The following is a 24,508-nucleotide window of genomic DNA, read 5'->3' as shown; positions in this document are numbered from 1 at the left end:
CGGGGGGGCTCAGGGGAAGCGGGGGCTCCCCTCCTCGATCACGACGATGTCCAGGACCCTCGGCCCGTGCACGCCCTCCACGCGGTCCAGTTCGATGTCACTGGTGGCCGAAGGTCCCGAGACGAGCGTCAGCGGTCGGTACGGGTCGAGCAGGCCCAGCGCCTCGGGCACGTCGGGGGCGATCTGGTCCGCCCTGATCACGCAGACGTGCTGGTCCGGCAGCAGGGTCAGCGCCCTGCGGCCCTGACCCGGGCCGTGGTCGAGGGCCACCGTGCCGGTGACGGCAATGCCGGCGGCGACGGTGGTGACCACGGCGTCCGCCCTGTCCAGCCGGCCCACCGTCAGGGGTGGTACGTCCGCCAGCCACGACCACGGCCCCTCCGGGAGCAGATCCGCGGGAAGTCCGGGCGGCACGACCACGGACCGCGCTCCGGTACGCGCCAACGCCCGGCCGACCGCCGCGGCGGCGTCGGCCGCCGCCACCTTGACCACCACGGCCCGGTACTCGGCGGCGCGCTCGACGAACAGCGCGACGACGTCCGGCCCCGCGTGGTCGGCGCCAGGGCCTCGCGGCGGAGTGTCGTCGGGGCTCTCGGAGTCCGGTACGCCGGCCAGCGCCGTCCTCACCGCGCTCAGGACGGCCTCACGATCGCTCATCGCCGTTCCTTCCCCTCGGTCTCCGTACGGCCCGCGTCTCGCGTGCCCGTTCTCGTACGGCGCCACCAGGCGCGCATCGACTCCCGGGGCGGCACGGGCGTGTCCCGGGTGCCGGACCAGCGGGCGAACGGCCCCGGCAGCGCGCCGATCCGGCCGTCGCGAGTCACCAGACGGGCTCCGAGGGCGGCGAGCTTCTGGACCGCGGCCAGCCGCCCCGGCGAGGACAGGACGGCACTCGCGGCCTTCATCGCCAGCGCCTCCGTGGTGGGCAGCAGACGGCCCCGCCGCTCCGCCTCGACGGCTTCGGCCCGCAGATGGACCAGCACCTCCGGGATGTCGATCTTCACGGGGCAGGCGTCGTAACAGGCACCGCACAGAGTCGAGGCGAAGGGCAGGGAGGCGGCGTTCTCGACGCCGACGAGCTGCGGGGTCAGGACGGCGCCGATCGGCCCGGGGTAGACGGAGCCGTAGGCGTGACCGCCGGTGCGCTCGTACACCGGGCAGACGTTGAGGCAGGCCGAGCAGCGGATGCAGGACAGCGCCTGACGGCCCACCTCGTCGGCCAGGGTGGCGGTGCGGCCGTTGTCGAGCAGGACGAGATGGAAGGTGCTCGGTCCGTCTCCGTCGGTGACGCCGGTCCACAGCGAGGTGTACGGGTTCATGCGCTCGCCGGTCGAGGAGCGGGGCAGCAGCTGGAGGAAGACCTCCAGGTCGGCGAAGCTGGGCAGGACCTTCTCGATGCCCATGACGGTGATCAGGGTCTCCGGCAGGGTCAGGCACATGCGCCCGTTGCCCTCCGACTCCACGACCACCACCGTGCCGGTGTCGGCGGCGGCGAAGTTGGCTCCGGAGACGGCGACCTTGGCCCGGAGGAACTTCTCCCGCAGGTGGAGCCGCGCGGCTTCGGCGAGCTCGCGTGGGTCGTCGGTGAGCGTGTCGGGGGCGGGCCTGCCCCACTCCCCCATCTCCCGCCGGAAGATCTCCCGGATCTCGGAGCGGCCCCGGTGGATAACCGGCACGAGGATGTGGGAGGGGCGGTCGCCTCCCAACTGCACGATGAGTTCGGCGAGATCGGTCTCGTAGGCGCGGATGCCGGCGTCGGCGAGCGCCTCGTTGAGGCCGATCTCCTGCGTGGCCATCGACTTGACCTTGACGACCTCGCGCTCGCCGGTCGCCCGGACCAGCTCGGTCACGATGCGGTTGGCCGCCGCGGCGTCGGCGGCCCAGTGGACCGTTCCGCCCGCCGCGGTCACCGTCTCCTCCAGGCGCAGGAGGTGGTGGTCCAGGTGGCGGAGCGTGTGCCGTTTGACGGCAGCCGCCTTCTCCCGCAGCTCCTCCCAGTCCTCGAGTTCGGCGGCGACAGCCAGCCGTTTGTCCCGGATGGTGCCGGTGGCCCGGCGCAGGTTCGCGCGCAACCGGGTGTCGGCGAGCGCGCCGCGCGCGGCTTCGGGGAAGGCCGGGGCGCCCAGCCATACGACGTTGTCGGCACCGCTCACCGTGCGTGTCCTTCCGTGAAGGCCAGGATCTCGGCCAGGTGCAGGGTGCCGACGCCCGTACGGAGGCGGGAGAGACCGCCGCCGATGTGCGCCAGACACGAGTTGTCGCCCGCGCACAGGAACTCGGCGCCGGTGCCTTGGACATGGCGCATCTTGTCGGAGAGCATGGCGTTGGACACGTCCGCGTTCTTCAGCGCGAACGTGCCGCCGAAGCCGCAGCAGGATCCGGCGTCGGGCAGTTCGACGAGGTCGATGCCCCGGACGGCGCGCAGCAGTCGCAGGGGCCGGTCCCCGACCCGCAGCATGCGCAGCGAGTGGCAGGTCGGGTGGTAGGTGACGCGGTGGGGGAAGTAGGCCCCGACGTCGGTGACGCCGAGCACGTCGACGAGGAGTTCCGACAGCTCGTACACCGTGGGCACCACCTGCTCGACCGCCTCGGCGAGGGCCGGGTCCCCGTGCTGGGCGGCCAGCACCCGGTGGTGGTCGCGCACCATGCCCGCGCACGATCCGGAGGGGGCGACGACGGCGTCGTAGCCCGCGAAGACCTCGGTGAAGCGGCGCACCAGGGGCAGCGCCTCGGGGCGGTATCCGGTGTTGAAGTGCATCTGGCCGCAGCAGGTCTGCTCCTGCGGGAACTCGACGGTGTGGCCGAGGCGCTCGAGGAGTTCGGTGACCGCGCGGCCCGTACGGGGGAACATCGTGTCGTTGAAGCAGGTGATGAAGAGGGCTATGCGCATGGTGTTTCCTTCGGCGTACCACCCGGGGATCCGGTGACGGTCAGCCCGTAGGTCCGCGTGGCGGTGCCGGCGAAGACCTCGTGGCGTTCCGCTGGATCGAGCCGTGCCGTCACCTCGTGTGCGGCGCCGAGGACTTCGGCGTAGGTGGCCGCGAGACGGCAGACGGGCCAGTCGGATCCGTACATCAGCCGCTCCGGACCGAAGGCGTCGACGACCGTGTCGGCGTACGGCTTGAGGTCGTCCGGCGTCCATGCGTCCCGGTCGGCCTCGGTGACCATGCCGGAGAGTTTGCAGACGGTGTTCGGCAGGGAGGCGAGCCGTCGGATCCGCCGGGCCCAGGGGTCGAGTTCACCGGATCCGATGGGCGGTTTGCCCAGGTGGTCGAGGACGAAGGTGAGTCCCGGCAGGAGCTCGGCGGCCTCGGTAGCGGCCTCGATCTGATGAGGCTTCACCAGGAGGTCGTAGACGAGTCCCGCCTCGGCGACCGCGGCCAGACCGCGCAGCACGTCGGGGCGCACGAGCCAGCGGGGGTCCGGTTCTCCCTGCACCTGGTGGCGGATGCCGACGAGGTACGCGCCGCCGGGTCCCTCGCGCAGGCGCGCGAGGGTGTCGGCGACGTCGACGGCGGTCAGGTCGGTCCAGCCGACCACACCGGCGACCAGGTCGCTGCGCGCGGCCAGGGCGAGGAATTCCGGGGTCTCCTCCGGCACGGTGATCGTCTGCACCAGCACGGTGGCGGCGACCCCGGCCGCGCGGGCCTCGGGCTCCAGGTCGGCGAGGGTGAAATCGCGCCGCAGCGGCGCCAGTTCGGGTCCGGAGATCCAGTCCTGGTCGCGTACGGACAGCTGCCAGACGTGATGGTGGGCGTCGACGACACGGAGCTCGGGGTAGGAGGCGGTCACAGCTGCCACACCACCGGCAGCGAGGCGTCCGCTCCCTCGGCGGAGTAGTCGTGGACGACGTCCAGGAGTTCGGCCATCCGTGCCTGCCAGGCGATGTTGGCCGGCAGCTTCTCGAGCGCGGCGATCATCGACGCGTAGTCGTCCACCTCCAGGACGTGGAACAGATCGGTGCCGCTGCGCCAGATGGTCCACGCGCTCACGCCGGCGGCGCGGATGGCGGCGGTCAGCTCCTCGGGCACCTCGCGGTGCGCCGCCTCGTACTCCTCGACGCGGTCGGCGCGGACCCTGGTGTGCAGGGCGACCCTCATGACTCCTCCTTCGACGGTCCGGCATGGGGGACGGGGGCGCCGGGGGCGAGGAGACCCTCGGCGCGCAGGTCGTCCCACAGCGCGTCCGGGACCGGCCGGCGCAGCTGCTCCACGGTGTCGCGCACCTCCTCGGGGGACCGCGCACCCGTCAGGACGCTCGCGACGGCGGAGTGAGCGAACGGGAAGTGCAGGGCGGCGGCGCGCAGCGGGACGCTGTGGCGTTCGGTGATCTCCAGGAGCCGCAGGGCACGGTCGAGCACCGGCTGCGGGGCGGGCGCGTAGTCGTACGTGGCACCCGGCTTCGGAGCGGTGAGCAGGCCGGAGTTGAACACGCCTCCGATGATCACGCGACGGCCGCGCGCGGCCGCCTCCGGCAGCAGCTCGCCGAGCCCGTCCTGATCGAGCAGGGTGTAACGGCCGGCGAGGAGGACCACGTCGATGTCGGTCTCGCGCAGGAAGCGGGTGGGCAGCGCGGACTGGTTCATCCCGACGCCGATCGCCCCGACCACGCCTTCGGCGCGCAGCCGCTCCAGCGCCGGGTACGCCTCGCGCAGGGCCTGCTCGGCGTGGTCGTCCGGATCGTGCAGGAGGGCGATGTCGACACGGTCGAGGCCGAGGCGGTCCAGGCTCGCCTCCAGGGAGCGCCGCACGCCGTCGGCGCTGAAGTCCCAGACGCGGCGGTGGGTCGTCGGAACGGCGAAGCCGTCGGCGAGGTCGTCGCCGGTGCCGCCCTCCGTGTCGGGCACGAGGAGGCGGCCCACCTTGGTGGAGAGGGTGTACGCGTCGCGGGGGCGGCCGTGCAGGGCCGCCCCGAGGCGTCGTTCCGAAAGACCGAGGCCGTAGTGGGGTGCGGTGTCGAAGGTGCGGACGCCGGCGTCCCAGGCGGCGTCCACGGTGGCGTGGGCCGCCTCGTCGCTCACCGGCTCGTAGAGGTTGCCGAGGGCGGCGCAGCCCAGCGCCAGCCGTGAGACACGGGGTTCGCCGCCGCCCGGGGTGGTGGTCCTCACGACTGGACCGCCGGGCGCAGCCGCAGTCCCTGCATGCCGCCGTCGACCGCGAGGGCGGTTCCGGTGACACTGGCCGCGGCCGGGCCGGCGAGGTAGACGATGGCGGCCGCCACTTCCTCGGCCGTGACCAGGCGGCCCATGGGCTGGCGGGCTTCGAGGGCGGCGCGCTCGGCCCGGGGGTCGTCGGCGGCGTCCAGGAGCCGGCTCACCCAGGGGGTGTCGGCGGTGCCGGGGTTGACGCAGTTGACCCGGATGCCCTCGCGGACGTGGTCCGCGGCCATGGCGAGGGTGAGGGACAGGACGGCCCCCTTGCTCGCGGAGTACAGGGCGCGCTGCGGCAGCCCTGCGGTGGCCGCGATGGAGCAGGTGTTGACGACGGCGGCGTGCGCGGAGCGGCGCAGATGGGGCAGGGCGGCCCGGGTGGTGCGGACCATGCCGACGACGTTGACGTCCAGGACGCGGTGCCACTGCTCGTCGTCGTTGTCCTCGACGGTCCCGGCGGCGCCGATGCCCGCGTTGTTGACGAGGATGTCGATGCCGCCCAGCTGTGCGGCGGCGGCGTCCACGGCCGTACGTACCGAGGCGTCGTCGCCGACGTCGGCCTTGAGGGCGAGCAGCGGTTCGGGTACGCCGGCCGGGTCGAGGTCGAGCACGGCGACCGCCGCGCCGCGGGCGGCCAGCGCGCGGGCCGTGGCCCGTCCGATGCCGGAAGCGCCGCCGGTGACGACGGCCCTGAGGCCTGCCAGCTCGGTCATGCCGCGTTCTCCTGTCCGGTGCGGTCGGCGACCCAGAAGGTTCCGTCCGGGTAGCGGTACTCGGCGATGGACTCCGTCCGCATGGCGGCGGAGAAGCCGGGGGCGAGCGGTGCGGTGTAGTGGCCGTCGCGTATCACCACGGGCTCGGTGAAGTGCTGGTGGAGGTGGTCGACGTATTCGATCACGCGGTTCTCCGTGGTGCCGGACAGCGCCAGGTAGTCGAACATCGACAGGTGCTGCACCAGCTCGCACAGTCCCACCCCGCCGGCGTGCGGGCAGACCGGCACACCGGCCTTGGCGGCGAGCAGCAGGATCGCGAGGTTCTCGTTCACGCCGCCGACCCGGGCGGCGTCGATCTGGAGGACGTCGATGGCGCCGGCTTCCAGGAGCTGCTTGAAGACGACACGGTTCTGCACGTGCTCGCCCGTGGCGACCTTCACGGGCGCGACGGCCTTGCGGATCGTCGCGTGGCCGAGGATGTCGTCGGGGCTGGTGGGCTCCTCGATCCAGTACGGGTCGAACTCGGCGAGGGCCTCGGTCCAGTCGATCGCCTCGTCGACGTTCCACCGCTGGTTGGCGTCGATGGCGATGCGGATGCCGGCACCGACGGCGGCACGTGCGGTGCGCAGCCGCCGGATGTCGTCGTCGAGGTCGGCGCCGACCTTGAGCTTGATCTGGGTGAAGCCGTCCGCGACGGCCTGCCGGGCGAGCCGGGTGAGTTTGTCGTCGGGGTAGCCGAGCCAGCCCGGGGATGTCGTGTAGGCGGGGTAGCCGCGTTCCAGCAGGGCCGTCTCGCGCTCGGCGAGTCCGGCCCGCCCCTCGTGGAGGAGATGGAGGGCCTCCTCCGGGGTGAGGGCGTCGGCGATGTAGCGGAAGTCGACCTGGGAGACCAGCCACTCCGGCTCGGCGTGGGCGAGCAGCTGCCACAGCGGCTTGCCTTCGCGCTTGGCGGCGAGGTCCCACACGGCGTTGACGACGGCGCCGATCGCCATGTGCATCACGCCCTTCTCGGGGCCGAGCCAGCGCAGCTGGCTGTCTCCGATCAGGTCGCGGCTGAGTGAGCCCGGGTCGGCGCACAGTTCCGCCACGGGGCGTCCCACCACGTGGTGCCGCAGCGCGTCGATGGCGGCGACCTGGACGTCGTTGCCGCGTCCGATGGTGAAGGTGAAGCCGTGTCCTTCGTGCCCGTCGCCGGCGTCGGTGCGCAGGATGAGGTAGGCGGCGGAGTAGTCGGGGTCCGGGTTCATCGCGTCCGAGCCGTCCAGCTCCCGTGAGGTCGGGAAGCGGACGTCGAAGGTGTCGACCGCGGTGATCCGGGCGGGGGTTGCAGTCACGGGGGTGCCTTTCACGCGTGGCCGAAGGTCTGGCGCTGGCTGCCGAGCCCGTCGACGGACAGCTCGACGCTGTCACCGGGGGTGAGGAAGGGGGTGCCGGGCAGGCCGAGGGCGACGCCCGCGGGCGTGCCCGTGTTGATCACGTCGCCCGGCTCCAGGACCATGTACTGGCTGAGGTACGACACGATGTGGTCGACCGGGAAGATCATGTCGCCGGTGTGGCCGTCCTGCCGCTTCACACCGTTGACGCTCAGGTGCAGTCCGAGGTTCTGGGGGTCGCCGACCTCGTCGGCGGTGACGAGCCAGGGGCCGAGGGGGTTGAAGGTCTCGCAGGACTTGCCCAGGTCCCACTGGGACGAGTACTCCAGCTGGAACGCGCGCTCCGACACGTCGTGGCTGACCGCGTACCCCGCGATCACGGCTCGTGCGGCGGCCGGCCCGTCGAGGTAGCGCGCCCGGCGGCCGATGACGACGGCGAGTTCGACCTCCCAGTCGGTCTTCACCGAGCCGCGGGGGATCAGCACCTCGTCGTACGGGCCGACGACCGTGCCCGGGTCCTTCATGAACACGACCGGCCGCGCGGGGATCGGCGCGCCGGTCTCGGCGGCGTGGTCCCGGTAGTTCAGGCCGACGCAGACGACCTTGCCGGGGCGGGCCACGGGTGCCCCGACGCGTAGTCCTTCCGGTTCGAGCTCGGGCAGGGACCCGGCCGCCAGTGCCGTACGAGCGCGGTCGAGACCGCCCGAGGCGAGGAAGGCGCCGTCGATGTCGGCGGTGACGGAGGAGAGGTCGAGCAGCCGGCCGTCGTCGGTGCGGACGGCGGGCCGCTCCTCACCGGGGGCACCGACACGTAGCAGTTTCACAGGACAACTCCCTTGCCATGGCTGGTTCGTCGAGGAGGTCGACCGCAGACGTCTTCGATGGCCCGCGCCTTCAGGCGGGGGGGACAGAGTCATCGGATGTATGGCGGCAACGCGACTGTAGACACAACGGGGCGGGACCCGCAACGGATACATCCGATGTCTCTACGAGTGAGGGAACGCGGCCCGGTTCAAGGCCTTTCCATTAAGGCAGTTCTCTGCCCCTGGACGTCCGGGAATTCGGTGGGAGCGGACTCTTGTCAACGTCGGCAACACCGTCGTAACGTCCTCGACGTCCGAGATACATCGGAGGAATTTTGGGATGTCTCCAGCGTCCGCTCCCTGCCGCCGCGATGCGTCCACCCGCCTCCGAAGCCTCGGTCACCGGCTGCACCTACTGCCGTTCCCCTCGGGAGAGTCCGCCCCCTCCCGCCCTCGCTCTGCGGCCCCCCGCCCCGGCTCAGGAGAGAACACCGCCATGAAGCTCGCTCGCACCCGTTCCACCGCCACGGCAGCCGCCGCCGTCCTCGCGGCGCTGTCCCTCACCACCGCGTGCAACCGCGAGGGCGCGGACTCGACCGCGTCCGGCGGCGGCAAGCCGGCCATCGGCATCGATCTGCCGCGCTCCGACTCCGACTTCTGGAACTCCTACGCGCAGTACCTGAACAAGGACATCGCGTCCGGAGGCGTCCACACCCTGCCGCTGAGCAACTCGCAGAACGACGTCACCAAGCTGGTCGCCAACGTGCAGGTCTTCCAGAACACCGGGGCCAAGGCCGTCGTCATGGCGCCCCAGGACACCGGGGCCGTGGCCTCGACCCTCGACACCCTGGCGGCGGCGAAGATCCCGGTGGTCAGCGTCGACACCCGGCCGGACAAGGGCGACGTCTACATGGTGGTCCGGGCCGACAACCGGGCGTACGGCACCAAGGCCTGCGAGTTCCTCGGCAAGCAGCTGAACGGCGAGGGGAAGGTCGCCGAGCTTCAGGGCGCCCTGGACTCCATCAACGGGCGCGACCGCTCCGAGGCGTTCGCCGCGTGCATGAAGACGAAGTTCCCGAAGATCAAGGTCTTCGAGCTGCCCACCGACTGGAAGGGCGACGTGGCCTCCGCGAAGCTCCAGTCGCTGCTCGCCCAGAACCCGGACCTGAACGGCATCTACATGCAGGCGGGCGGCGTCTTCCTGCAGCCGACCCTGGCGCTCCTCGAACAGAAGGGCCTGCTGAAGCCGGCCGGCGCGAAGGGCCACATCTCGATCATCTCCAACGACGGCATCCCGCAGGAGTTCGACGCGATCCGCAAGGGCCAGATCGACGCCACCGTCTCCCAGCCCGCCGACCTCTACGCCAAGTACGCGCTGTACTACGCCAAGGCCGCGACGGAGGGCAAGACCTTCCAGCCGGGTGCGACGGACCACGGCTCCACCGTCGTCAAGATCCCGAACGGTCTGGAGGACCAGCTGCCCGCTCCGCTGGTGACCAAGGAGAACGTCGAGGACAAGGCCCTGTGGGGCAACAACGTCGGCTGACCGCCGACACCCGCGGCGGGGAGGGTGACGTCGTCCTCTCCCCGCACCGCGCCACTCCCCGCGCCACTCCTCGCGCCACTCCCCGCGTCCCTCAGCACCTCAGCTCCCCGGCACCCACGCACCCCGGCACCCCGGCACCCCAGCACCCCAGCACCCCGGCATCCGCACCCGAAGGACGGTATCCACCATGGCGGACACCGCGACCGCCCCGACGACAGGCCCCGGGCACCCGGCCCCGGTGGCCGAGGCCACCGGCATCACCAAACGGTTCGGCGCGACCGTCGCCCTGCGCGACGCCCGCATCAGCGTCGCGGCGGGCGAGTCGCACGCCCTGGTCGGACGCAACGGCGCCGGCAAGTCGACGCTCGTGTCCGTCCTCACCGGACTCCAGCGGCCCGACACCGGATCCCTGCGCTTCTCGGGCGCACCGGCACCCGCCGTCGGCGACATCGACGCCTGGCGGTCCCGCGTCGCCTGCGTCTACCAGCACTCCACGGTCATCGGCGACCTCACGGTCGCCGAGAACCTCTTCCTGAACCGGCAGAGCGCCGGACCGCTGCGGCGCATCCGATGGAAGCAGCTCCGGGTCCGCGCGGAGGAGCTGCTCGGCGAATTCGGGGTGGAAGTCGACCCCGCCGCACGGGCGAAGGACCTCACCGTCGAGCAGCGGCAGTTCGTCGAGATCGCCCGGGCACTGTCCTTCGGCGCCCGCTTCATCATCCTCGACGAGCCGACCGCCAAGCTCGACGCCCGTGGCATCGGCCGCCTCTTCGACAAGCTCCGCGACCTCCAGGAGCAGGGCGTCGCCTTCCTCTTCATCTCCCACCACCTGCAAGAGGTGTACGACCTCTGCAGCACCGTCACGGTCTACCGGGACGCGGCACACGTGCTCACCGCACCGGTGGACCGGCTCGGCCGTCACGAGCTGGTCGAGGCCATGACCGGCGAGTCCGCCTCCGTCACGCCCGTGATGCAGGGCAGGCCCCCTGCGGAGCCCGCCGACGCCCCGGAGCTGCTGACCATCGACGCGCTCACGCTGCCCGGTGCCTGCGAGGAGCTGTCGCTCTCGGTCCGCTCGGGCGAGGTGGTCGGGCTCGCCGGCTCGGCGGCCAGCGGCAACGTGCGGGTGGGCGAGGCCGTCGCCGGTCTGCACCGCGCCAAGGACGGCAGGATCTCCGCAGGCGGCAGGGTCGTACGCACCGGCAGCGTGCCGTCCGCCCTCGCCGCCGGAGTCGGTCTGGTCCCCGAGGACCGCCACCTCCAGGGCTTGGTGAACGACCGCAGCGTGGCGGAGAACGCGACGCTCACCGTCACGGATCAGCTCGGCCCGTTCGGCACGGTGCTGCCCTCGCGGACGAAGGTCTTCGCCCAGCGCATGATCCGGGATCTCGACATCAAGACCCCGGGGGCCGCCACCCCGGTCTCCGCTCTCTCCGGCGGCAACCAGCAGAAGGTCGTGGTCGCCCGCGCCCTCGTCACGGACCCCCAGGTCCTGGTGGCCATCCGGCCCACGAACGGCGTGGACGTCAAGTCCAAGGAGTTCCTGCTCGGCAGGATCCGGCAGGTCGCCGACAGCGGCAAGGCCGCGCTGATCGTCTCCGACGAGCTCGACGACCTCAAGGTGTGCGACCGGGTCGTCGTCATGTTCCACGGACGGGTGGTCGCCGAGTTCCGGCGCGGCTGGAAGGACGAGGACGTCGTCGCCGCGATCGAGGGCGTCGCCGACGCCGGCACCGCACCCCAGGCATCCGGCACCGACAAGCACGGAAGGTAGTCATGTCCGCCACCACAGATCTCACCGAGCCCGCGACGAGCGCGGCGGAGCCGGCCGCCGCGGGTCCCGCACGCCGCCGCGCCGACCTCGGCCGCTTCCGCGAGCTGTCCCTCGTCCCCGCCATCCTGGTACTCGGCCTGATCGGGTTCATCGTCTCGCCGGCCTTCCTCACCGCCGACAACCTCATCGGTGTCGCCCAGCAGTCCACCGAACTGAGCCTGCTCGTCCTCGCCACGACGTTCATCCTGATCTGCGGGCGGATGGACCTCTCCCTGGAGTCGACCATCGGCGTCGCTCCGCTCGTCGCCGTCTGGCTGGTCCTGCCCACCGACGGAGGCCGGTTCAGCGGCCTCGGGCTCCTCCCTGGGTGGACGGCCGTACCGCTGTGCCTGCTCGTCGGCGCGCTGATCGGCGCCGTCAACGGATTCCTGATCCTCAAGCTGCGCCTCAACGGCTTCATCGTCACGCTGGGCGCCCTCACCATGCTGCGCGGCCTCCAGGTCGCCCTGTCCGAGGGCCAGTCCATCATCGACCTGCCGCCGTCGTTCACCTACCTGGGGAAGGCGTCCTGGCTCGGCGTGCCCGCCGCCATCTGGGTCTGCGCGGCGCTCTTCGCGATCGGTGGCAGCGCGCTGGCCTGGCTGCGGCACGGCCGGGCCCTGTACGCGATCGGCGGCAACCCCGAGGCGGCCCGCACCGCCGGCATCCGCGTCGAACGGACCGTGTGGATCGCCCTCGTCGTCGGCGGTGTGCTCGCCGCGTTCGCCGGTATCCTCTACAGCGGCCACTACGGCTCCATCTCCGCGACCCAGGGCAGCGGCTGGATCTTCCAGGTCTTCGCGGCGACCGTCATCGGCGGGGTGAGCCTCAACGGCGGCAAGGGCTCGGTGTTCGGAGCCCTCACGGGTGTGCTGACCCTCCAGCTCGTCGTCAACGTCATGACGCTGGCGGGGGTGCCGCCCCTGTGGAACCAGTTCCTCAACGGCCTCATCATCATCGTCGCCCTGGTCATCTCCCGCTTCGCCTCCGGCGAGAAGCAGGAATAGCCTCACCTCACGAACGGCTCCGCCCGGTGCGCACCGGACGGGCGGAGCCGCCGCCCCGTACGCACCGGCTTGGAGAGACACACGCGTGGCACTGACCGACGAGGCCATCGACAAGATCAAGGCGATGATCGTCACCGGCGAACTCGCACCCGGCTCCCGCCTTCCGAAGGAAGAGGTCCTCGCCGAACAGCTCGGCCTGTCCCGCAGCTCGCTGCGCGAGGCCGTCCGTGCGCTGACCGCCATGCGGATCCTGATCACCCGGCAGGGCGACGGCACGTACGTCTCCAGTCTGGAGCCCCACCTGCTCCTGGAGAGCCTCTCCTTCGCGGCCGACGTCTCCCAGGGGCAGACCGCCCTGCAACTGCTCCAGGTCCGCAGGCTGCTCGAACCGCAGGCCACCGGACTCGCCGCCGCCCTGCTGCAGCCGGACGACCTGAGGGAACTGCGTCAGCTCCTCGACCAGTGCCGCTCCGCGGCCACCGTCGAGGAGTTCGTCGCGCACGACATCGCCTTCCACCTCAGGATCGTCGAAGCCGTCGGCAACCCGGTGCTGTCCATGCTGCTGTCCGTGCTCTCCACCCGTACCCAGCGTGTACGCATCATGCGCGGCAGCCGGACCAGCCACGCCCTGGAGAACGCCCACAGGGACCACGAGGAGATCCTCCGCGCACTGGAGGCGCGGGACACCCTGCTCGCCGTCTCCACCGCGACCACCCACATCAGCGCCGTCGAGCAGTGGCTGGCGGCGAGCCTGGACGACGACTCGCTGGGATCCATCGACGACTGACCTCCCGGAGAAGCGAGCAGACTTCTCGCCGCCTCAGACGGTCGGAGACGACGTCCAGACGGTGCCGCGCGCCTCGTGCTCCAGCATGGCCTCCAGGCTGTTCGCCGCGTCCGGGCCGATCTCCCGGCGGACCAGCCACAGGGCGAGTTCGAGGCCGGAGGTGACACCACCGGCGGTGACGAGGTCGCCGTCGTCGACGACGCGCGCGCTCTTCACCAGGCCACCCTGCTGTTCGAGGTCCGGCTTGGCCTTGTGGTGGGTGGTGCAGGGGCGGCCCTTGGTGAGGCCGCCGGCGGACAGGAGCATCACGCCGGTGCACAGGGCGCTGACGGTGAGGCCGGGGCGTACGGCGTCGGCGAGGGCGCGGGGCAGGGTGCCGCGGTCGATCTCCGCCCAGACGCCGGGGCTGTCGCGGCGCGCGTAGCCGCCGCCCGGGACGACGAGCAGGTCCGCGTCCTCGGGGGCCCAGGGACGGATGCCGCGGACGGTCGTGCCGTACGCGCCGGTGACCGTGCGGGCGCCGGTGGCGGAGACGTACCGGACCTCGACCGGGCGCGGGGTGAAGAACCCGGCCGCGGAGAAGACCTCGTACGGGGCGGCGAAGTCCAGTTCCTCGACTCCGTCGAACATCGCGACATGGACGCGCAGAGGCCGGGTCGGCTCGGCGGCGGTCGCGGTGGTGGGGGCGGCCGCGGCAGAAGGGACGGCGGCCGCGGTGGAGGGGACGGCGGCGGTGCCCGCCAGCGCGCCTGTGGCGCCCAGGGCTGTGGTGGCGCGGAGTAACTGCCTGCGGTTCATGTGGGGCTCCTGTTCCGGAGGGGGCGAGCTGTCACGGAGGGGGTCGGGCGGCGGCGCTCCGGGGTTCCCGGCCGGTCCGCGGGAACTCGGCGTGCCCCACGTCCGACTCCTTCACCGCACCGGCACGACAGCGGCGAAAGGCAGAGGATGGGCGGACTGGACATACGCATGCGCGGAGTCGCCTGCCGGCACGGCCGCAACGAGGCCGTCGCGGGGGTGGATCTGGAGATCGCCGCCGGTGAGCGCGTGGCGCTCACCGGGACGAACGGGTCCGGGAAGACGACGCTGCTGCGTGCGGTGCTCGGTCTGCACCGGCAGACGAGCGGTTTCATCGAGGTCGGCGGGCGCGCGGCGCGCTCGGCCGCCGAGTGGGCGTGGCGGCGGCGGTCGTGTGCGTGGATTCCGCAGAAGCCGGCCGCCGGGCGGTTCCCGCTGCGCGGGGACGAGTTGCTGGCGAGCGGCGGGGCGCCCGTGGAGGCGGCCGAGGCAGCGACACGGCTGGGCGTCGGCGAGCTGACCGGCCGGCCCGTGGGCACGCTGTCGGGTGGCCAGTTGCAGCGGATGTACCTGGCGCGGGCGATCGGTTGCGTCGCCGCCGGCGCGCAGGTGCTGCTGGCCGACGAGCCGACCGCCGCCCTCGACTTCGACGGCCAGGAGGAGGCGGCGGACGTGCTGACCGCGCTGCCGGTCACGCTCGTCGTCGTGACCCACGACCGGGCGCTCGCCGAGCGCTGCGACCGGGTCCTGGAGATGGCCGCCGGCCGGCTGAGGGAGGTGCGGTGAACACGCTCGCGGCCGCCGATCTCGGTGCCATGCTCCAGCTCGTGCCGGTGCAGCGGGCGGGCGCGGCCCTGCTCCTGGCGGCCGTCGGGCTGCCGGTGATCGGCGTCGTCATCGTCGGTCTCGACATCATGCCGGTGCGGTTCGCCATGATGCACGTGGCGCTCCTCGGCATCGCGGTCGGTCTGCTGACCGGCCTCGATCCGATGCTGTGCGCGCTCGCGGCCTGTGCCCTGTCGGGGGCCGGAGTCGCGCCGCTGGCCCGTACGCCGGACGGCCTCTCCGGTGCCATGGGCCTGTTGATGAGCCTGGCGATCGCCGCCGCCCTCCTGGTCCTCGCCGTGTCCGGCGTCAACGCCTCCGGGGCGTTCGCGCTCCTGTGGGGGTCGATCCTCTCGGTCGGCACCGCCGACCTCGTCGTCCTCGGCGCGCTCGCCGTGGCCGTGCCGTCGCTCTTCTGGTGGCGGCGTCGCGAGGTGGCGCTGCTCCTGTACGACCGGGAGCTCGCCCAGTGTTCGGGCGTACCGGTCCGTCTCCTCACCACCGCGCTCCTCGTGCTCGTCGCGGTGGCGGTCGCCGGAGCCATCAAGCTCACCGGCGCTCTTCTCGTCGACGCCCTCACCCTGCTGCCCGCGCTCGCCGCGCGGCGCCTGGGCCGCTCGCTGGGGTCGATCACCCTGTGGGCGGTCGGCATCGGCGTCGCCGTCAATCTCACCGGCTTCCTGCTGGCCCTGTGGCTGGACTGGCCCCCCGGGCCGGTCCTGGTCCTGACGGCGGGGGCCGTGGTCCTCGCCGCACACCTCATTCCCGAACGGAGAAACAGCTCATGGCGCGCACCCGCGTCCGTACCGCCCGTCTCACTTCACTCCTCGCACTGAGCGCGACGCTGCCGCTGCTCACGGGGTGCGGGAGCGAGGACGCCTCCTCCTCGAACCCGTCGGACCACGAGGCCGCCGGCCACAAGCCGGTGGTGGTGGCCACGACGACCTGGGAGGGTGCCTTCGCCAAGGCGGCCGGGGCCGAGGACGTCACGGTGATCGTGCCGCAGTCGGTGCACCACGCGCCCGACTACGACCCGAAGCCGTCCGACCTGGCCGCGATCGCGAAGGCCGACTTCGTGCTGTACGCGCCGTTCGAGCCGTACGCCGCGAAGATCAAGGAGGCGGCCGGCTCGAAGGCGAAGCTGGTCGAGGTGAACCTCGACAACGACCCGGCCGCGGCAGGCGCCGAAGTCACGCGTCTGGGCGGCCTGTTCGGCACGAAGGGCGCCGCCACCCGGTGGAAGACCCGTCTCGACGGCGAGGTGAAGAAGCTGAACGGCGAGCTCAAGGCCGCCTGGCCGGGCGGCAGGAGCCCTGTCGTCGTCACCCAGGTCTTCACCGGCTGGGCGGCCGGTCTGGCCGGCGCCACGCCGGTCGGCACGTACGGCCCGGAGCCCGTCACGCCCGCCCAACTGGCCACGCTCTCGGCGAAGAAGCCCGCCTTCGTCCTCGACAACGCCCACATGTCGACGGGCCCGGTCCTTCCGGACTCGGGCGCGAAGCAGGTCGAGATCGTGAACTACCCGGGTGAGGACCTGGACCTTCTCGTGGTGTACCGCAACGCGGCCGCCGAGATGAAGAAGGCCCTGTCCGGAGCCTGACCGGTCCACGACCGGACGTGAGGGGGAGGACCGCGGTGCGCGGCCCTCCCCCTCCTTCACGCCTGGGCGAGCGCGACGCCCTGCCCCTCCGCGACCAGCCTCCGCAGTGCGGCCCGGTCGGGCTTTCCCGCCGCGGTGAGCGGCAGTTCGGCCAGCAGGAGCAGGCGCTCCGGGTGCTTGTGCCGGTCGAGACCCCGCCCGGTCAGGTACGCGCCGAGCTCGGCGAGGCTCGGCAGGCGCGTGCCCTTGGCCACCAGGCAGGCGGCCAGCCGCTCTCCCATCAGGGGGTCGGGGACACCGACGCACACGGCGTCCCGCACCTGCGGATGGGAGACGAGTTCGCGCTCGACCTCGGCGGGGCTGATGTTCGCCCCGCCGCGTATCACCACGTCCTTGAGACGGCCGACGACGTGCAGGACGCCCTCGTCGTCGAGGTAGCCGAGGTCGCCGGTCCGGACCCAGCCCTCGGGCGTGCGGTAGCGGGCGTCGAGCTCGGGCGAGGCCACGTAGCGGAGCGGGGTCATCGGGCCGCGCGAGACGATCTCGCCGAGGGAACCGTCGGGCAGCGGCTCGTGGGACTCGGGGTCGGCGATGCGGATCTCGGCCACCCGCGGGTCGGGCGTGCCCGCGACGACGCCGGAGCGGTCGGTGGGCGGCACGTGGTGGTTCAGCCCGGTGTGGCAGTTGACGCCGTCGGCCGACCCGTACAGGTTGACGACGGAGCAGCCGAACGCCTCGGCCGCCGCCGTGGCCGTGGCCGCGTCGAGGGGGGCACCACCGAGGACGAGCGCGGTGGGGGCCGGCAGCGGACCGTCCTCCTTCTCCAGGGCCTCCAGCATCATCCGGATCATCGTCGGGACACCGAGGATGTGGGTGGGGGCGTGTTCGCGCACGGCTGCGAGGGCGGTCTCGGGGGTGAAGTGGTCGAGCAGGACGAGCGTGCCGCCGTGGCGGGCGAGGGTGACGGCCGTGCCGTTCGAGCCGAAGGCCGAGCCGAGCGGGACGAGGAAGAGGCAGCGGGGCGGGGTGCCGTCGGGCATGAGGGAGGCGAAGAAGTTCCCCCGGCCGCCCGCCAGGGCGTTGTGGGAGTACGCGATCATCTTCGGCTCCGCCTCCGAACCGGAGGAGACGAGGATGCGCGCGGCGCTGTCGGGGTCGGGGCGGGCCGGGACGAAGGCGGTGGGGTCGGTGCGCAGCAGCTCTCTGAGCGGAATCGTTCCTGCGGGTGCGGTTCCGGGACCGGCGGAGATCACGTGCCGGAGAGCGGGCAGAGCCCGTGCGAGGGTGACGAGATCAGCCGCGTGGGTACGGCCCCGGTGCTCGGTGGCCACGATCACGGCGGCGGCCTCGGCGCGGCGCAGCAGGCACTCGGCCTCCACGGCGCCGCGCCCGACAGGGAAGGGGAGCGCGACCGCCCCGAGGGCGGCGATGGCCAGATCGGCGATGACGGCGTTGCGGTGGTTGGGCAGTTGGACGGCCACGACGTCCCCGGCGCGGATGCCGATCCCCCGCAGTCCTTCGGCGAGACAGCGGACCTTGCGGTCGAGTGCCGTGTAGCAGAGGGTGCCCTTGGCGTCGATGACGGCCGTGCGGTGCAGATCAGCGATCTGCCGGGCTCTGAACAGGCTGTAGAGGTCCAGGTCGGGACAGGTGCCGTCCACCGCCCACGAGCGGCGCAGCCGGGCGGGGAGGAGGTCGGTCAGGGCGACGGTCACGCGAAGCTCCAGGGGTCGGGAACGGCGGGGGCGCGGTGCGCGTCCCGGCTGATCGAGCCGGACAGGCGCGGGTCGTGGTGGAGGGCGGACAGGTCGGTGGTGACGGCGGTGGCCGTCAGACCGTGGAACCGCAGCTGATCCAGGGCGTCCTCGGTGCACATGCCCCGCACGTCGTACGCGGCGGCCGCGGCCGCGCAGGCGTCGCTGGGAGCGATCCAGCCGTCGGCGGTCCGCAGGGGGTGCCGGAATCCGGCGGGCGGGCGCGGGTCGAGCCCCTGACGGACCCGGTGGAGAGCGGGGGCGAGCAGGGTGTCGGCCGCGCCGAGGAGGGAGGAGTCGACCCGCACGCCGTGGCCGGTGCGCTCGCGCAGGAGCAGCCCGGCGAGGACCGCCTCGGTGCCGTGCAGGCCGCCGAGGAGGTCGAGGAGCGTCATCAGGGACGGTACGGGCGGTTCGCCGGCGGGGTGGACGGCCTCGCCGACGCCCGTGCGGGCCTGCACCATGAAGTCCGTGCCCATGGGGGCGTCGGCGATCCGGTCGGCCCAGCCGCCGGTGTACGCGTAGACGAGGGAGGGGTTCACGGCGGCCAGGTGCTCGGCGTCGAGTTCCAGCTCGCCGGCCTTCCCCGGGGCCCAGTTGTGCAGGAAGACGTCGGCGGCGGCGGCGAGTTCGCGCAGCCGGTGCCGGTCGGCCGGCGACTTGATGTCGATCTCGACGGCCTCCTTGCCCCGGTTGAGGGCGAGCCAGCGGGCCGAGACCCCGTCGCAGGCGGGCGGCATGCCGCGCAGCGGGTCGCCGCCCGGCGGCTCGACCCGGATCACCCGCGCCCCGAGCAGTCCCAACAGGTGGGCCGCGAGCGGTGCTTGGATGCGGCGGCCCGCTTCGAGGACGGTCAGACCGGCCAGCGGTCGGTCCTGGGCCGGAGGCGTGGCGGTGGCCCCGCCTCGCTGCCCCAGCGCTTCGAGAGTCCACGGGTCGGCGCCGTCGCCCTCACCCGCCCGCTCGGCGAGTGTGCGCAGGCGGCACACCTCCGCGCCGGACAGGCCTGCCGCCTGCCGGATCCGTTCCCAGGTGTGGAGCCGAGTCACCTCGTGCAGGACGACGGGGAAGGGCGCGCAGGCAGTGGCGTAGCGGAACTGGAAGGGCCGCCAGCCCGTCCGTATCGCGTCGGCGGGGGCGCCCAGGGCGCGCCAGAACGCCGCCCACGCCCCCGGGTCGAGCGTCTCCAGCTCGAACAGGACACTTTCGGCGGAGCTGAACGGCGGGCCACCTGGGGCGAGTTCGACGGCCTCGGGCTCGTCGGCCCCGGCGGCCGCGAGGTACTGGGACACGGTGAGGAGGCCGGCGCGGTCGGCGGTCGTGGTGACGCGTGCCGCCGCGCCGCCGCGGGCCTGGCCGATGAGTCCGGCGAGAAGTCCCTGGACGGTGAGCACGCCGGTGGCGGTGGCCAGGTAGTCGACACCGAGGCCGCGCGGCGCTCCGTGGCGGCGGCCGTGCACGGCCATCACGCCGGTGGCGGCCTGGGCGGTGGCCTCGTCCTCGATGCCGGAGCCGGGCGCACCCCAGTCGGTGCGCGCGGAGACGGACTCGAACCCGTCGCCCTCCAGCGTGATCTCCCTGGAGTCCTCCTCGCGGATGCGCGCCCCGAGCCGCCGCAGGTGGTCGGCGACGACCCCGGTCAGGGCCTCGGGCCCGGCGATGTCGCACCGCAGTGCGTCGAGCGGGCGGCGGACCGCGGTGTGCGTGGTCGCTGGTGACGCCATGCCTCTCCTCTCCTGGCGCGGCGGTGGCCGGCGCACGGGACTGTCACGGTGACGGGAACCGACCGGGCTGTGCGCCCGACCACCTCCACGGGCAGGCAGTCGGACGCGTGTTCTGTCGAGTTCCCGAGTCGGAGGAGAAACAGTGACGGATCATGACGTAACGGATGTCGGTCTCCTGCGTAAGCGGGTGTCCGCGTTCGTCCGTGACCACGTCTTTCCGTGCGAGTCCCGCCTCGACAGCGGAGGCCCCCTCACCAGGAAGCTCCGGGAGGGACTGCGGGAGGAGGCTCGCGCGGCCGGGCTGTGGGCGCTGCCGCTGCCCGGCGAACTGGGCGGCGGAGGACTTCCGTTGTCGGTGTACGGGCCGATCGCCGAGGCCGAGGGCGCCAGCGACCACGGTCCGGCGGCGCTCGGTTCGGCCTCGCTGCTGGACGTGACCATGCTGTCGCGGCACGGAACCGCGCGGATCCGTGCCGCGTACCCCCGCGGGCTGGTCGCCGGTGACCTGCGCACGTGCTACGCGATGACGGAGCCGGACACACCCGGCACCGAGCCCCTGCTCACCGCCACCCGGGCGGAACGGCGCACCGGCGGAGGCTGGAGGGTCTCGGGGCGCAAGTGGTTCGTGTCGAACGCCGGGGAAGCGGACCTGGTGACCGTACTGGCCCGCACGAGCGGCACGGCCGGGGACCGCGACGGGCTGTCCCTGCTCCTCGTGCCCACCGGCTCCCCCGGTTTCCGGGTGGTCCGTGAGCTGCCCGTCCTGGGCGCGACCGGGCAGTACGAGATCGAGTTCGACGGCGTCGAGGTCGACGAGGACCATCTCGTCGGCGAGGCCGGACGCGCGCTCACGGTCGCGGGCGAGCGACTCCAACTGGGCCGCACCCTGCGGGCGTTGCGCTGGCTGGGCCAGGCCCAACGGGCCTTCGACCTGATGTGCGAGCGCGCCGTGGAGCGGCGGGGCGCACGAGGACCGCTCGCGGACCGGCAGCTCGTCCAGCAGCACGTCTTCGAGTCGCTGCTCGCGCTGCGGACCACACGGCCGCTCGTGTACGAGGCGATGGCCCTGGTCGCCGAGGGGCGCGACGCCCACGTGGAGGTGGGCCTCGCGAAGACGGCGGCGGCGCGCACGCTCCAGGAGGTCGCGGACCGTGCCGTCCAGGTCTTCGGCGCCGCCGGGCTGGGCCCGGACACCCCCCTTCCCTCGCTGTTCCGCACGGGCCGGACGGCCCGGATCCTCGACGGGCCCGACGAGCAGCACGTCACCTCCGTCGCCCGGCGCGTCCTCGGAAGCCGGCACGGCTCTGCCGTCACACCTGCCTGAGGTCGACGCGGCCGAGGAGCGCGGCAAGGCCGAGGGCCAGGAAGAAGTCGCCCCACACGAGTTCATGACGCACCGCCGTGCCGCTGTGCGCGTCGTAACAGCCGTCGAGGAGCATGCCGGGCGGGCGGGAGCCGCGCGGGCGGGTGAGGTGGGCCTGCGTGAGCCGGTGCAGGACGGCCTCCGCGCGGGCCGCGCACGCGGAAGCCCACGCGGCGCCGGGGACACGTGCGAGCTTGAGCAGGGCGACCGCCGCGATGGCGGCGGCGGAGGTGTCCAGAGGACCGTCGGGGTGTCCGATGCCGGCGGGCGGCACGAGCGGTCCGGTGAGGAACTCCCCGCGGTCGAGGAGCCGTTCGGCGGCATCGGTCAGCCGGTCCGCTTGTTGGGATGCGGTCCTCGCGCGCAGGACGGCGTCCGCGACGGCCAGGAGGAGCCACGCTTCACCCCGGGTCCAGCCGGGTGCCGGGTCCGGTTCGGCCACCCAGCCGCTCGCCTCGTCCCAGCGCCACGCCGGGCGGGGCCGCTGATCGCCCTCGCGCGGCAGGAACAGGTCGAGGCAGCGGTGCAGATGCGCGTCGGCCGTCGTCCGCCCCTTCGGGCCGGCGGCACCGAGGAGCGGCACGAGTCCGGGGACGCCGTCCGCGCGGGCCCGCAGCCGGGGGCCGCCGAGCGCCGCACCCCACGGGATCAGGCCGAGCGCGGGATCCCAGGCGGCGAGGGTGGCCTTCGCCGCACGTGCGCGCAGGGCGTCGGCCGTCGCGTCGCCGGTGGCCAGGGCGGTGCCGTACCAGAGGATGAGCCCGCGGGTCGCGGTGTCCGCCTCGGCCCAGGGCCCCAGCCGGGCGGTGGTGCCCGCAGCCACCGCGCGGTCCGCCTCGCCGCCGGTGTGCCGGGCGCGCAGCCAGAGAAGCCCGGCCCAGAAGCCGCCGGTCCACGACCCGCGTCCCGTCGTCGTCCAGCGGCCGTCCTCCGGCTCGGCGTACAGCGGGAATCGGGCGCCGACCTGCTCGACGGTCGCCCCCACGCGCTGCAACACGAGATCGAGGGCGTCCTCGGCCCAGCCCGGAGCGCTCACGCCGGAGCGCCCGTTCTCGTACGACGGTCCCGCAGCGCCCAGACGACGGCGACCACCCCGGCCACGGCGAACTGGCAGGCGACCAGGCTCCAGCCCTGGCCGTACCGGCCGCGCTCCGCGAGCAGTCCGAACAGCGGCGGCCCCAAGGCGAATCCGGCGAAGAAACCGGCCGCGACCAGCGCCGAGTCCTGCCCGGCCCGGCCGGGCGCGGAGCGTTGCATCACAAGGACCATCGAGACGGCGTTCCCGGACACCGCGAACACGCCCACCGCCACGGCCGCCACCCAGACGAGGGGCTCGACCCGGACAGCCACGGCCAGGAGCACGGCCGCGCCGACAGCACCGCCGGCCAGCATGCCCGGGAGCCACGGGGCCCGGCCGGGCGTGGCGGCCCGGCTCCAGCCGACACGGCCGACGATCCCGGCGACACCGAGGACGGCGACGAGCGCACCGGCCACCGTCGGGCCCATGCCGAGGCGTTGGGCGCCGAACAGCGCGAGGTAGGTGTTGACGGAGGCGATACCGGCCCCCAGGAAGAGCGAGAAGGCGCCGAGCCAGGGCACGGGGCTCGCGTGACCGGCCGGCGGAAGGGAGGTCCCGCCGCCCTTCGGGGGCGCGTCGGCCGGCAGCGCCCGCCACGCCCACAGGGCCGCGAGGAGCGACGCCCCGGCCGCCACCCACACCGCGCCCCGCCAGCCGAGGAGGCCGGCCGCCGTCGCGAGGGGCAGCCCTGCCGCGAACGCGCCCAACTGGACCCCGGACTGCTTGGCGCCAGTGACCGCACCGCGCTTCGGCACCGGAACGGAGGCCAGGATCGCCTTGTTCGTCGCGGGGTTGGCCAGGGCCTGCGGAAGGCCACCCAGCGCGACGGCCACGAGGAGCCATGCGGGACCGGGGGCCGCGCCGATCAGACCGAGCGCCACCGCCGAGACCCCGAGGAGAGCCACCAGCGCCCGGCGGGGTCCGACCCGGTCCACGATCCGCCCGCCGACGGGCGAGAGGACCGCCGCGGTGCCGAACCCGACGGTGGTGGTCAGACCGAGGACCGTCTCCGACACGCCGAGCCCGTCGACGAGGCGCGGACCGAGGGCACCGATCAGGAAGAGCTGCAGCATCGAGAAGGCCATGGCGGTCGTGAGCAGCGCGGTCAGCCCGCGCACCGTGCCCCGGCCGGCCGCTCGGACCGGTGCGGTCGCCGTACTTGGGGTCCCCACCTGGTGCCCCTCCCTTCGTGACCCGCGGGCCGTTCGTCGCCGACATGGAGAAGTCGTCGCGACCGTGCCTGGAGTTCCCGAGGCGCTCTTGTGGGACGCGCCACACTCGCGTAGTCATGACCCGACAGGTCGAGGGGGGCGGCCTCATCCGAGCCGTACCCGCCCTCACGCCTCCGGAGAGGGATGCAAGGATGGGCGCGCCATGACACCAGGCCGATGTTCGCGAGGGATGCGGGCCGCGATATTCGCGGCCGTCTGTGTGCTGCTCGCGGCCGTCGGCCACATCCTCATGTCGGGGCGGGCCGTGCCTGGTTCGGCACTGTCGCTCGCCTTCGCGGGCACGGTCGCCGTCGCGTGGTTCCTCGCGGGCCGCGAGCGCGGCCTGCTCGCCGTCACGGCGGCCACGGTGGCCGTACAGAGCCTGCTGCACACGGTGTTCTCCTGGTCCCAGCCGACCGCCTCCGTGCCCGCGCCCACCGCTCACCCCGCGATGGACCACGCGCACATGGGGCACATGGCATCCACCATGGCATCCATGGGAGATGCGGCCACGGCGCACGCCGCCATGGGGCACGACGTCGTCTCGCGGACCGGCGCGGTGATGGCCGGAGCGCCTGACGTCGCGCATGACATGACGGACATGACCCCGTCCTTCGGCATGCTGTCGGCGCACCTCCTGGCCGCGCTCCTGAGCGGGCTGTGGATGGCGTACGGCGAGCGAGCCGTGTTCCGGCTTCTGCGGGCCCTGCCTCTGGGACTCTTCCGGCCCTTGCGCCTGCTGCTCGCAGCCGTCGTTCCCGTACTGCCGCAGGGGCCCCGCGTCCGGCCGCATCGCGCCGGTGACGAGCACGCTCCGCGGCAGCTGCTCCTCGCCCATTCCGTCATCTCCCGGGGTCCCCCACAGGCACTCGCTGTCCTCTGACAGCCGGCTCCCCGAGCCCGACGGTCCGCTGCACACGCACGCCGTCGCTCGGGCATCGGCCATGCCTTCCGGTTGGCCGTACGA

Annotated in this window: 23 protein-coding genes; 9 read left to right on the top strand and 14 right to left on the bottom strand. The window is 73.1% G+C overall.

Features of this window, described 5'->3' with window-relative positions:
• Positions 1-9: 9 nt before the first annotated feature.
• The 9 genes from AC07AW_RS14385 to AC07AW_RS14345 are packed head-to-tail and all read right to left on the bottom strand — an operon-like array spanning position 10 to position 8,059.
• Positions 10-657 carry a LutC/YkgG family protein gene (locus AC07AW_RS14385; protein WP_478815749.1) on the bottom strand — a complete coding sequence of 216 codons (648 nt, stop codon included), beginning with the start codon at positions 655-657 and terminating at the stop codon, positions 10-12.
• Positions 654-2,153: a LutB/LldF family L-lactate oxidation iron-sulfur protein gene (locus AC07AW_RS14380; RefSeq protein WP_478815748.1), complete on the bottom strand. Its 1,500-nt coding sequence runs from the start codon at positions 2,151-2,153 to the stop codon at positions 654-656. The genes AC07AW_RS14385 and AC07AW_RS14380 overlap by 4 nt, the downstream gene beginning before the upstream one ends.
• Positions 2,150-2,890, bottom strand: a complete 741-nt coding sequence (locus AC07AW_RS14375; protein ID WP_478815747.1) for a (Fe-S)-binding protein — start codon at positions 2,888-2,890, stop codon at positions 2,150-2,152. Before AC07AW_RS14375 ends, AC07AW_RS14380 begins: the two co-directional genes overlap by 4 nt.
• The gene (locus AC07AW_RS14370) at positions 2,881-3,792 is read right to left on the bottom strand and encodes an amidohydrolase family protein (RefSeq protein WP_478815746.1); all 912 of its coding nucleotides are present in this window, start codon (positions 3,790-3,792) and stop codon (positions 2,881-2,883) included. Before AC07AW_RS14370 ends, AC07AW_RS14375 begins: the two co-directional genes overlap by 10 nt.
• Positions 3,789-4,100, bottom strand: coding sequence for an L-rhamnose mutarotase (locus AC07AW_RS14365; RefSeq protein WP_478815745.1), 312 nt, complete (start codon positions 4,098-4,100; stop codon positions 3,789-3,791). The genes AC07AW_RS14370 and AC07AW_RS14365 overlap by 4 nt, the downstream gene beginning before the upstream one ends.
• Positions 4,097-5,107, bottom strand: coding sequence for an aldo/keto reductase (locus tag AC07AW_RS14360; RefSeq protein ID WP_478815744.1), 1,011 nt, complete (start codon positions 5,105-5,107; stop codon positions 4,097-4,099). Before AC07AW_RS14360 ends, AC07AW_RS14365 begins: the two co-directional genes overlap by 4 nt.
• Positions 5,104-5,862, bottom strand: coding sequence for an SDR family NAD(P)-dependent oxidoreductase (locus tag AC07AW_RS14355; RefSeq protein ID WP_478815743.1), 759 nt, complete (start codon positions 5,860-5,862; stop codon positions 5,104-5,106). Before AC07AW_RS14355 ends, AC07AW_RS14360 begins: the two co-directional genes overlap by 4 nt.
• Entirely contained in the window at positions 5,859-7,196 is a 1,338-nt protein-coding gene (locus AC07AW_RS14350) for an enolase C-terminal domain-like protein (protein WP_478815742.1), read from the bottom strand. Before AC07AW_RS14350 ends, AC07AW_RS14355 begins: the two co-directional genes overlap by 4 nt.
• A gap of 11 nt (positions 7,197-7,207) precedes the next feature.
• Entirely contained in the window at positions 7,208-8,059 is an 852-nt protein-coding gene (locus tag AC07AW_RS14345; protein WP_478815741.1) for a fumarylacetoacetate hydrolase family protein, read from the bottom strand.
• A gap of 475 nt (positions 8,060-8,534) precedes the next feature.
• On the opposite strand from AC07AW_RS14345, the gene AC07AW_RS14340 reads away from it, so the two are divergent.
• The 4 genes from AC07AW_RS14340 to AC07AW_RS14325 all read left to right on the top strand — a co-directional run bounded on the left by AC07AW_RS14340 (position 8,535) and on the right by AC07AW_RS14325 (position 13,191).
• Positions 8,535-9,584 carry a sugar ABC transporter substrate-binding protein gene (locus AC07AW_RS14340; protein ID WP_478815740.1) on the top strand — a complete coding sequence of 350 codons (1,050 nt, stop codon included), beginning with the start codon at positions 8,535-8,537 and terminating at the stop codon, positions 9,582-9,584.
• Positions 9,585-9,771: 187 nt separating this feature from the next.
• Entirely contained in the window at positions 9,772-11,358 is a 1,587-nt protein-coding gene (locus tag AC07AW_RS14335) for a sugar ABC transporter ATP-binding protein (protein ID WP_478815739.1), read from the top strand.
• Positions 11,359-11,360: 2 nt separating this feature from the next.
• Positions 11,361-12,404, top strand: a complete 1,044-nt coding sequence (locus AC07AW_RS14330) for an ABC transporter permease (RefSeq protein ID WP_478815738.1) — start codon at positions 11,361-11,363, stop codon at positions 12,402-12,404.
• 85 nt (positions 12,405-12,489) lie between these two features.
• Positions 12,490-13,191 (top strand): FadR/GntR family transcriptional regulator, encoded by a 702-nt coding sequence (locus tag AC07AW_RS14325; RefSeq protein ID WP_478815737.1) that lies wholly within the window; start codon positions 12,490-12,492, stop codon positions 13,189-13,191.
• Between the two features lie 33 nt (positions 13,192-13,224).
• Here the strand turns inward: AC07AW_RS14325 and AC07AW_RS14320 are convergent, their stop codons facing one another.
• Positions 13,225-13,989, bottom strand: a complete 765-nt coding sequence (locus tag AC07AW_RS14320) for a DJ-1/PfpI family protein (RefSeq protein WP_478815736.1) — start codon at positions 13,987-13,989, stop codon at positions 13,225-13,227.
• A gap of 147 nt (positions 13,990-14,136) precedes the next feature.
• Here AC07AW_RS14320 and AC07AW_RS14315 point away from each other — a divergent pair, with 147 nt between their 5' ends.
• The 3 genes from AC07AW_RS14315 to AC07AW_RS14305 are packed head-to-tail and all read left to right on the top strand — an operon-like array spanning position 14,137 to position 16,411.
• Positions 14,137-14,772, top strand: a complete 636-nt coding sequence (locus AC07AW_RS14315; protein ID WP_478815735.1) for a metal ABC transporter ATP-binding protein — start codon at positions 14,137-14,139, stop codon at positions 14,770-14,772.
• Entirely contained in the window at positions 14,769-15,647 is an 879-nt protein-coding gene (locus AC07AW_RS14310; RefSeq protein ID WP_478815734.1) for a metal ABC transporter permease, read from the top strand. The genes AC07AW_RS14315 and AC07AW_RS14310 overlap by 4 nt, the downstream gene beginning before the upstream one ends.
• Positions 15,596-16,411 (top strand): metal ABC transporter solute-binding protein, Zn/Mn family, encoded by an 816-nt coding sequence (locus tag AC07AW_RS14305; protein WP_478815733.1) that lies wholly within the window; start codon positions 15,596-15,598, stop codon positions 16,409-16,411. Before AC07AW_RS14310 ends, AC07AW_RS14305 begins: the two co-directional genes overlap by 52 nt.
• A gap of 56 nt (positions 16,412-16,467) precedes the next feature.
• On the opposite strand, the gene AC07AW_RS14300 is transcribed toward AC07AW_RS14305, so the two are convergent.
• Both AC07AW_RS14300 and AC07AW_RS14295 read right to left on the bottom strand, forming a co-directional pair.
• Positions 16,468-18,126 (bottom strand): class I adenylate-forming enzyme family protein, encoded by a 1,659-nt coding sequence (locus AC07AW_RS14300; protein WP_478815732.1) that lies wholly within the window; start codon positions 18,124-18,126, stop codon positions 16,468-16,470.
• Positions 18,123-19,889, bottom strand: a complete 1,767-nt coding sequence (locus tag AC07AW_RS14295) for a CoA transferase (protein ID WP_478815731.1) — start codon at positions 19,887-19,889, stop codon at positions 18,123-18,125. Before AC07AW_RS14295 ends, AC07AW_RS14300 begins: the two co-directional genes overlap by 4 nt.
• A gap of 142 nt (positions 19,890-20,031) precedes the next feature.
• Between AC07AW_RS14295 and AC07AW_RS14290 the strand changes: the two genes are divergently transcribed.
• Positions 20,032-21,213 (top strand): acyl-CoA dehydrogenase family protein, encoded by a 1,182-nt coding sequence (locus AC07AW_RS14290; protein ID WP_478815730.1) that lies wholly within the window; start codon positions 20,032-20,034, stop codon positions 21,211-21,213.
• Here AC07AW_RS14290 and AC07AW_RS14285 read toward each other — a convergent pair.
• Together AC07AW_RS14285 and AC07AW_RS14280 are read right to left on the bottom strand one after the other, a co-directional pair.
• Positions 21,200-22,288 (bottom strand): sugar ABC transporter permease, encoded by a 1,089-nt coding sequence (locus AC07AW_RS14285; protein ID WP_478815729.1) that lies wholly within the window; start codon positions 22,286-22,288, stop codon positions 21,200-21,202. The two genes, AC07AW_RS14290 and AC07AW_RS14285, sit on opposite strands and share 14 nt — an antisense overlap.
• Positions 22,285-23,415, bottom strand: coding sequence for an MFS transporter (locus AC07AW_RS14280; RefSeq protein ID WP_478816242.1), 1,131 nt, complete (start codon positions 23,413-23,415; stop codon positions 22,285-22,287). The genes AC07AW_RS14285 and AC07AW_RS14280 overlap by 4 nt, the downstream gene beginning before the upstream one ends.
• Positions 23,416-23,731: 316 nt before the next feature.
• On the opposite strand from AC07AW_RS14280, the gene AC07AW_RS14275 reads away from it, so the two are divergent.
• A complete protein-coding gene (locus AC07AW_RS14275) occupies positions 23,732-24,424 on the top strand; it encodes a hypothetical protein (RefSeq protein WP_478815728.1) in 693 nt (230 codons plus the stop codon).
• Positions 24,425-24,508 lie beyond the last annotated feature (84 nt).

The sequence above is a fragment of the Streptomyces sp. NPDC044003 genome, from assembly GCF_056435185.1.
This window is presented reverse-complemented; position numbering and strand designations above follow the sequence as displayed.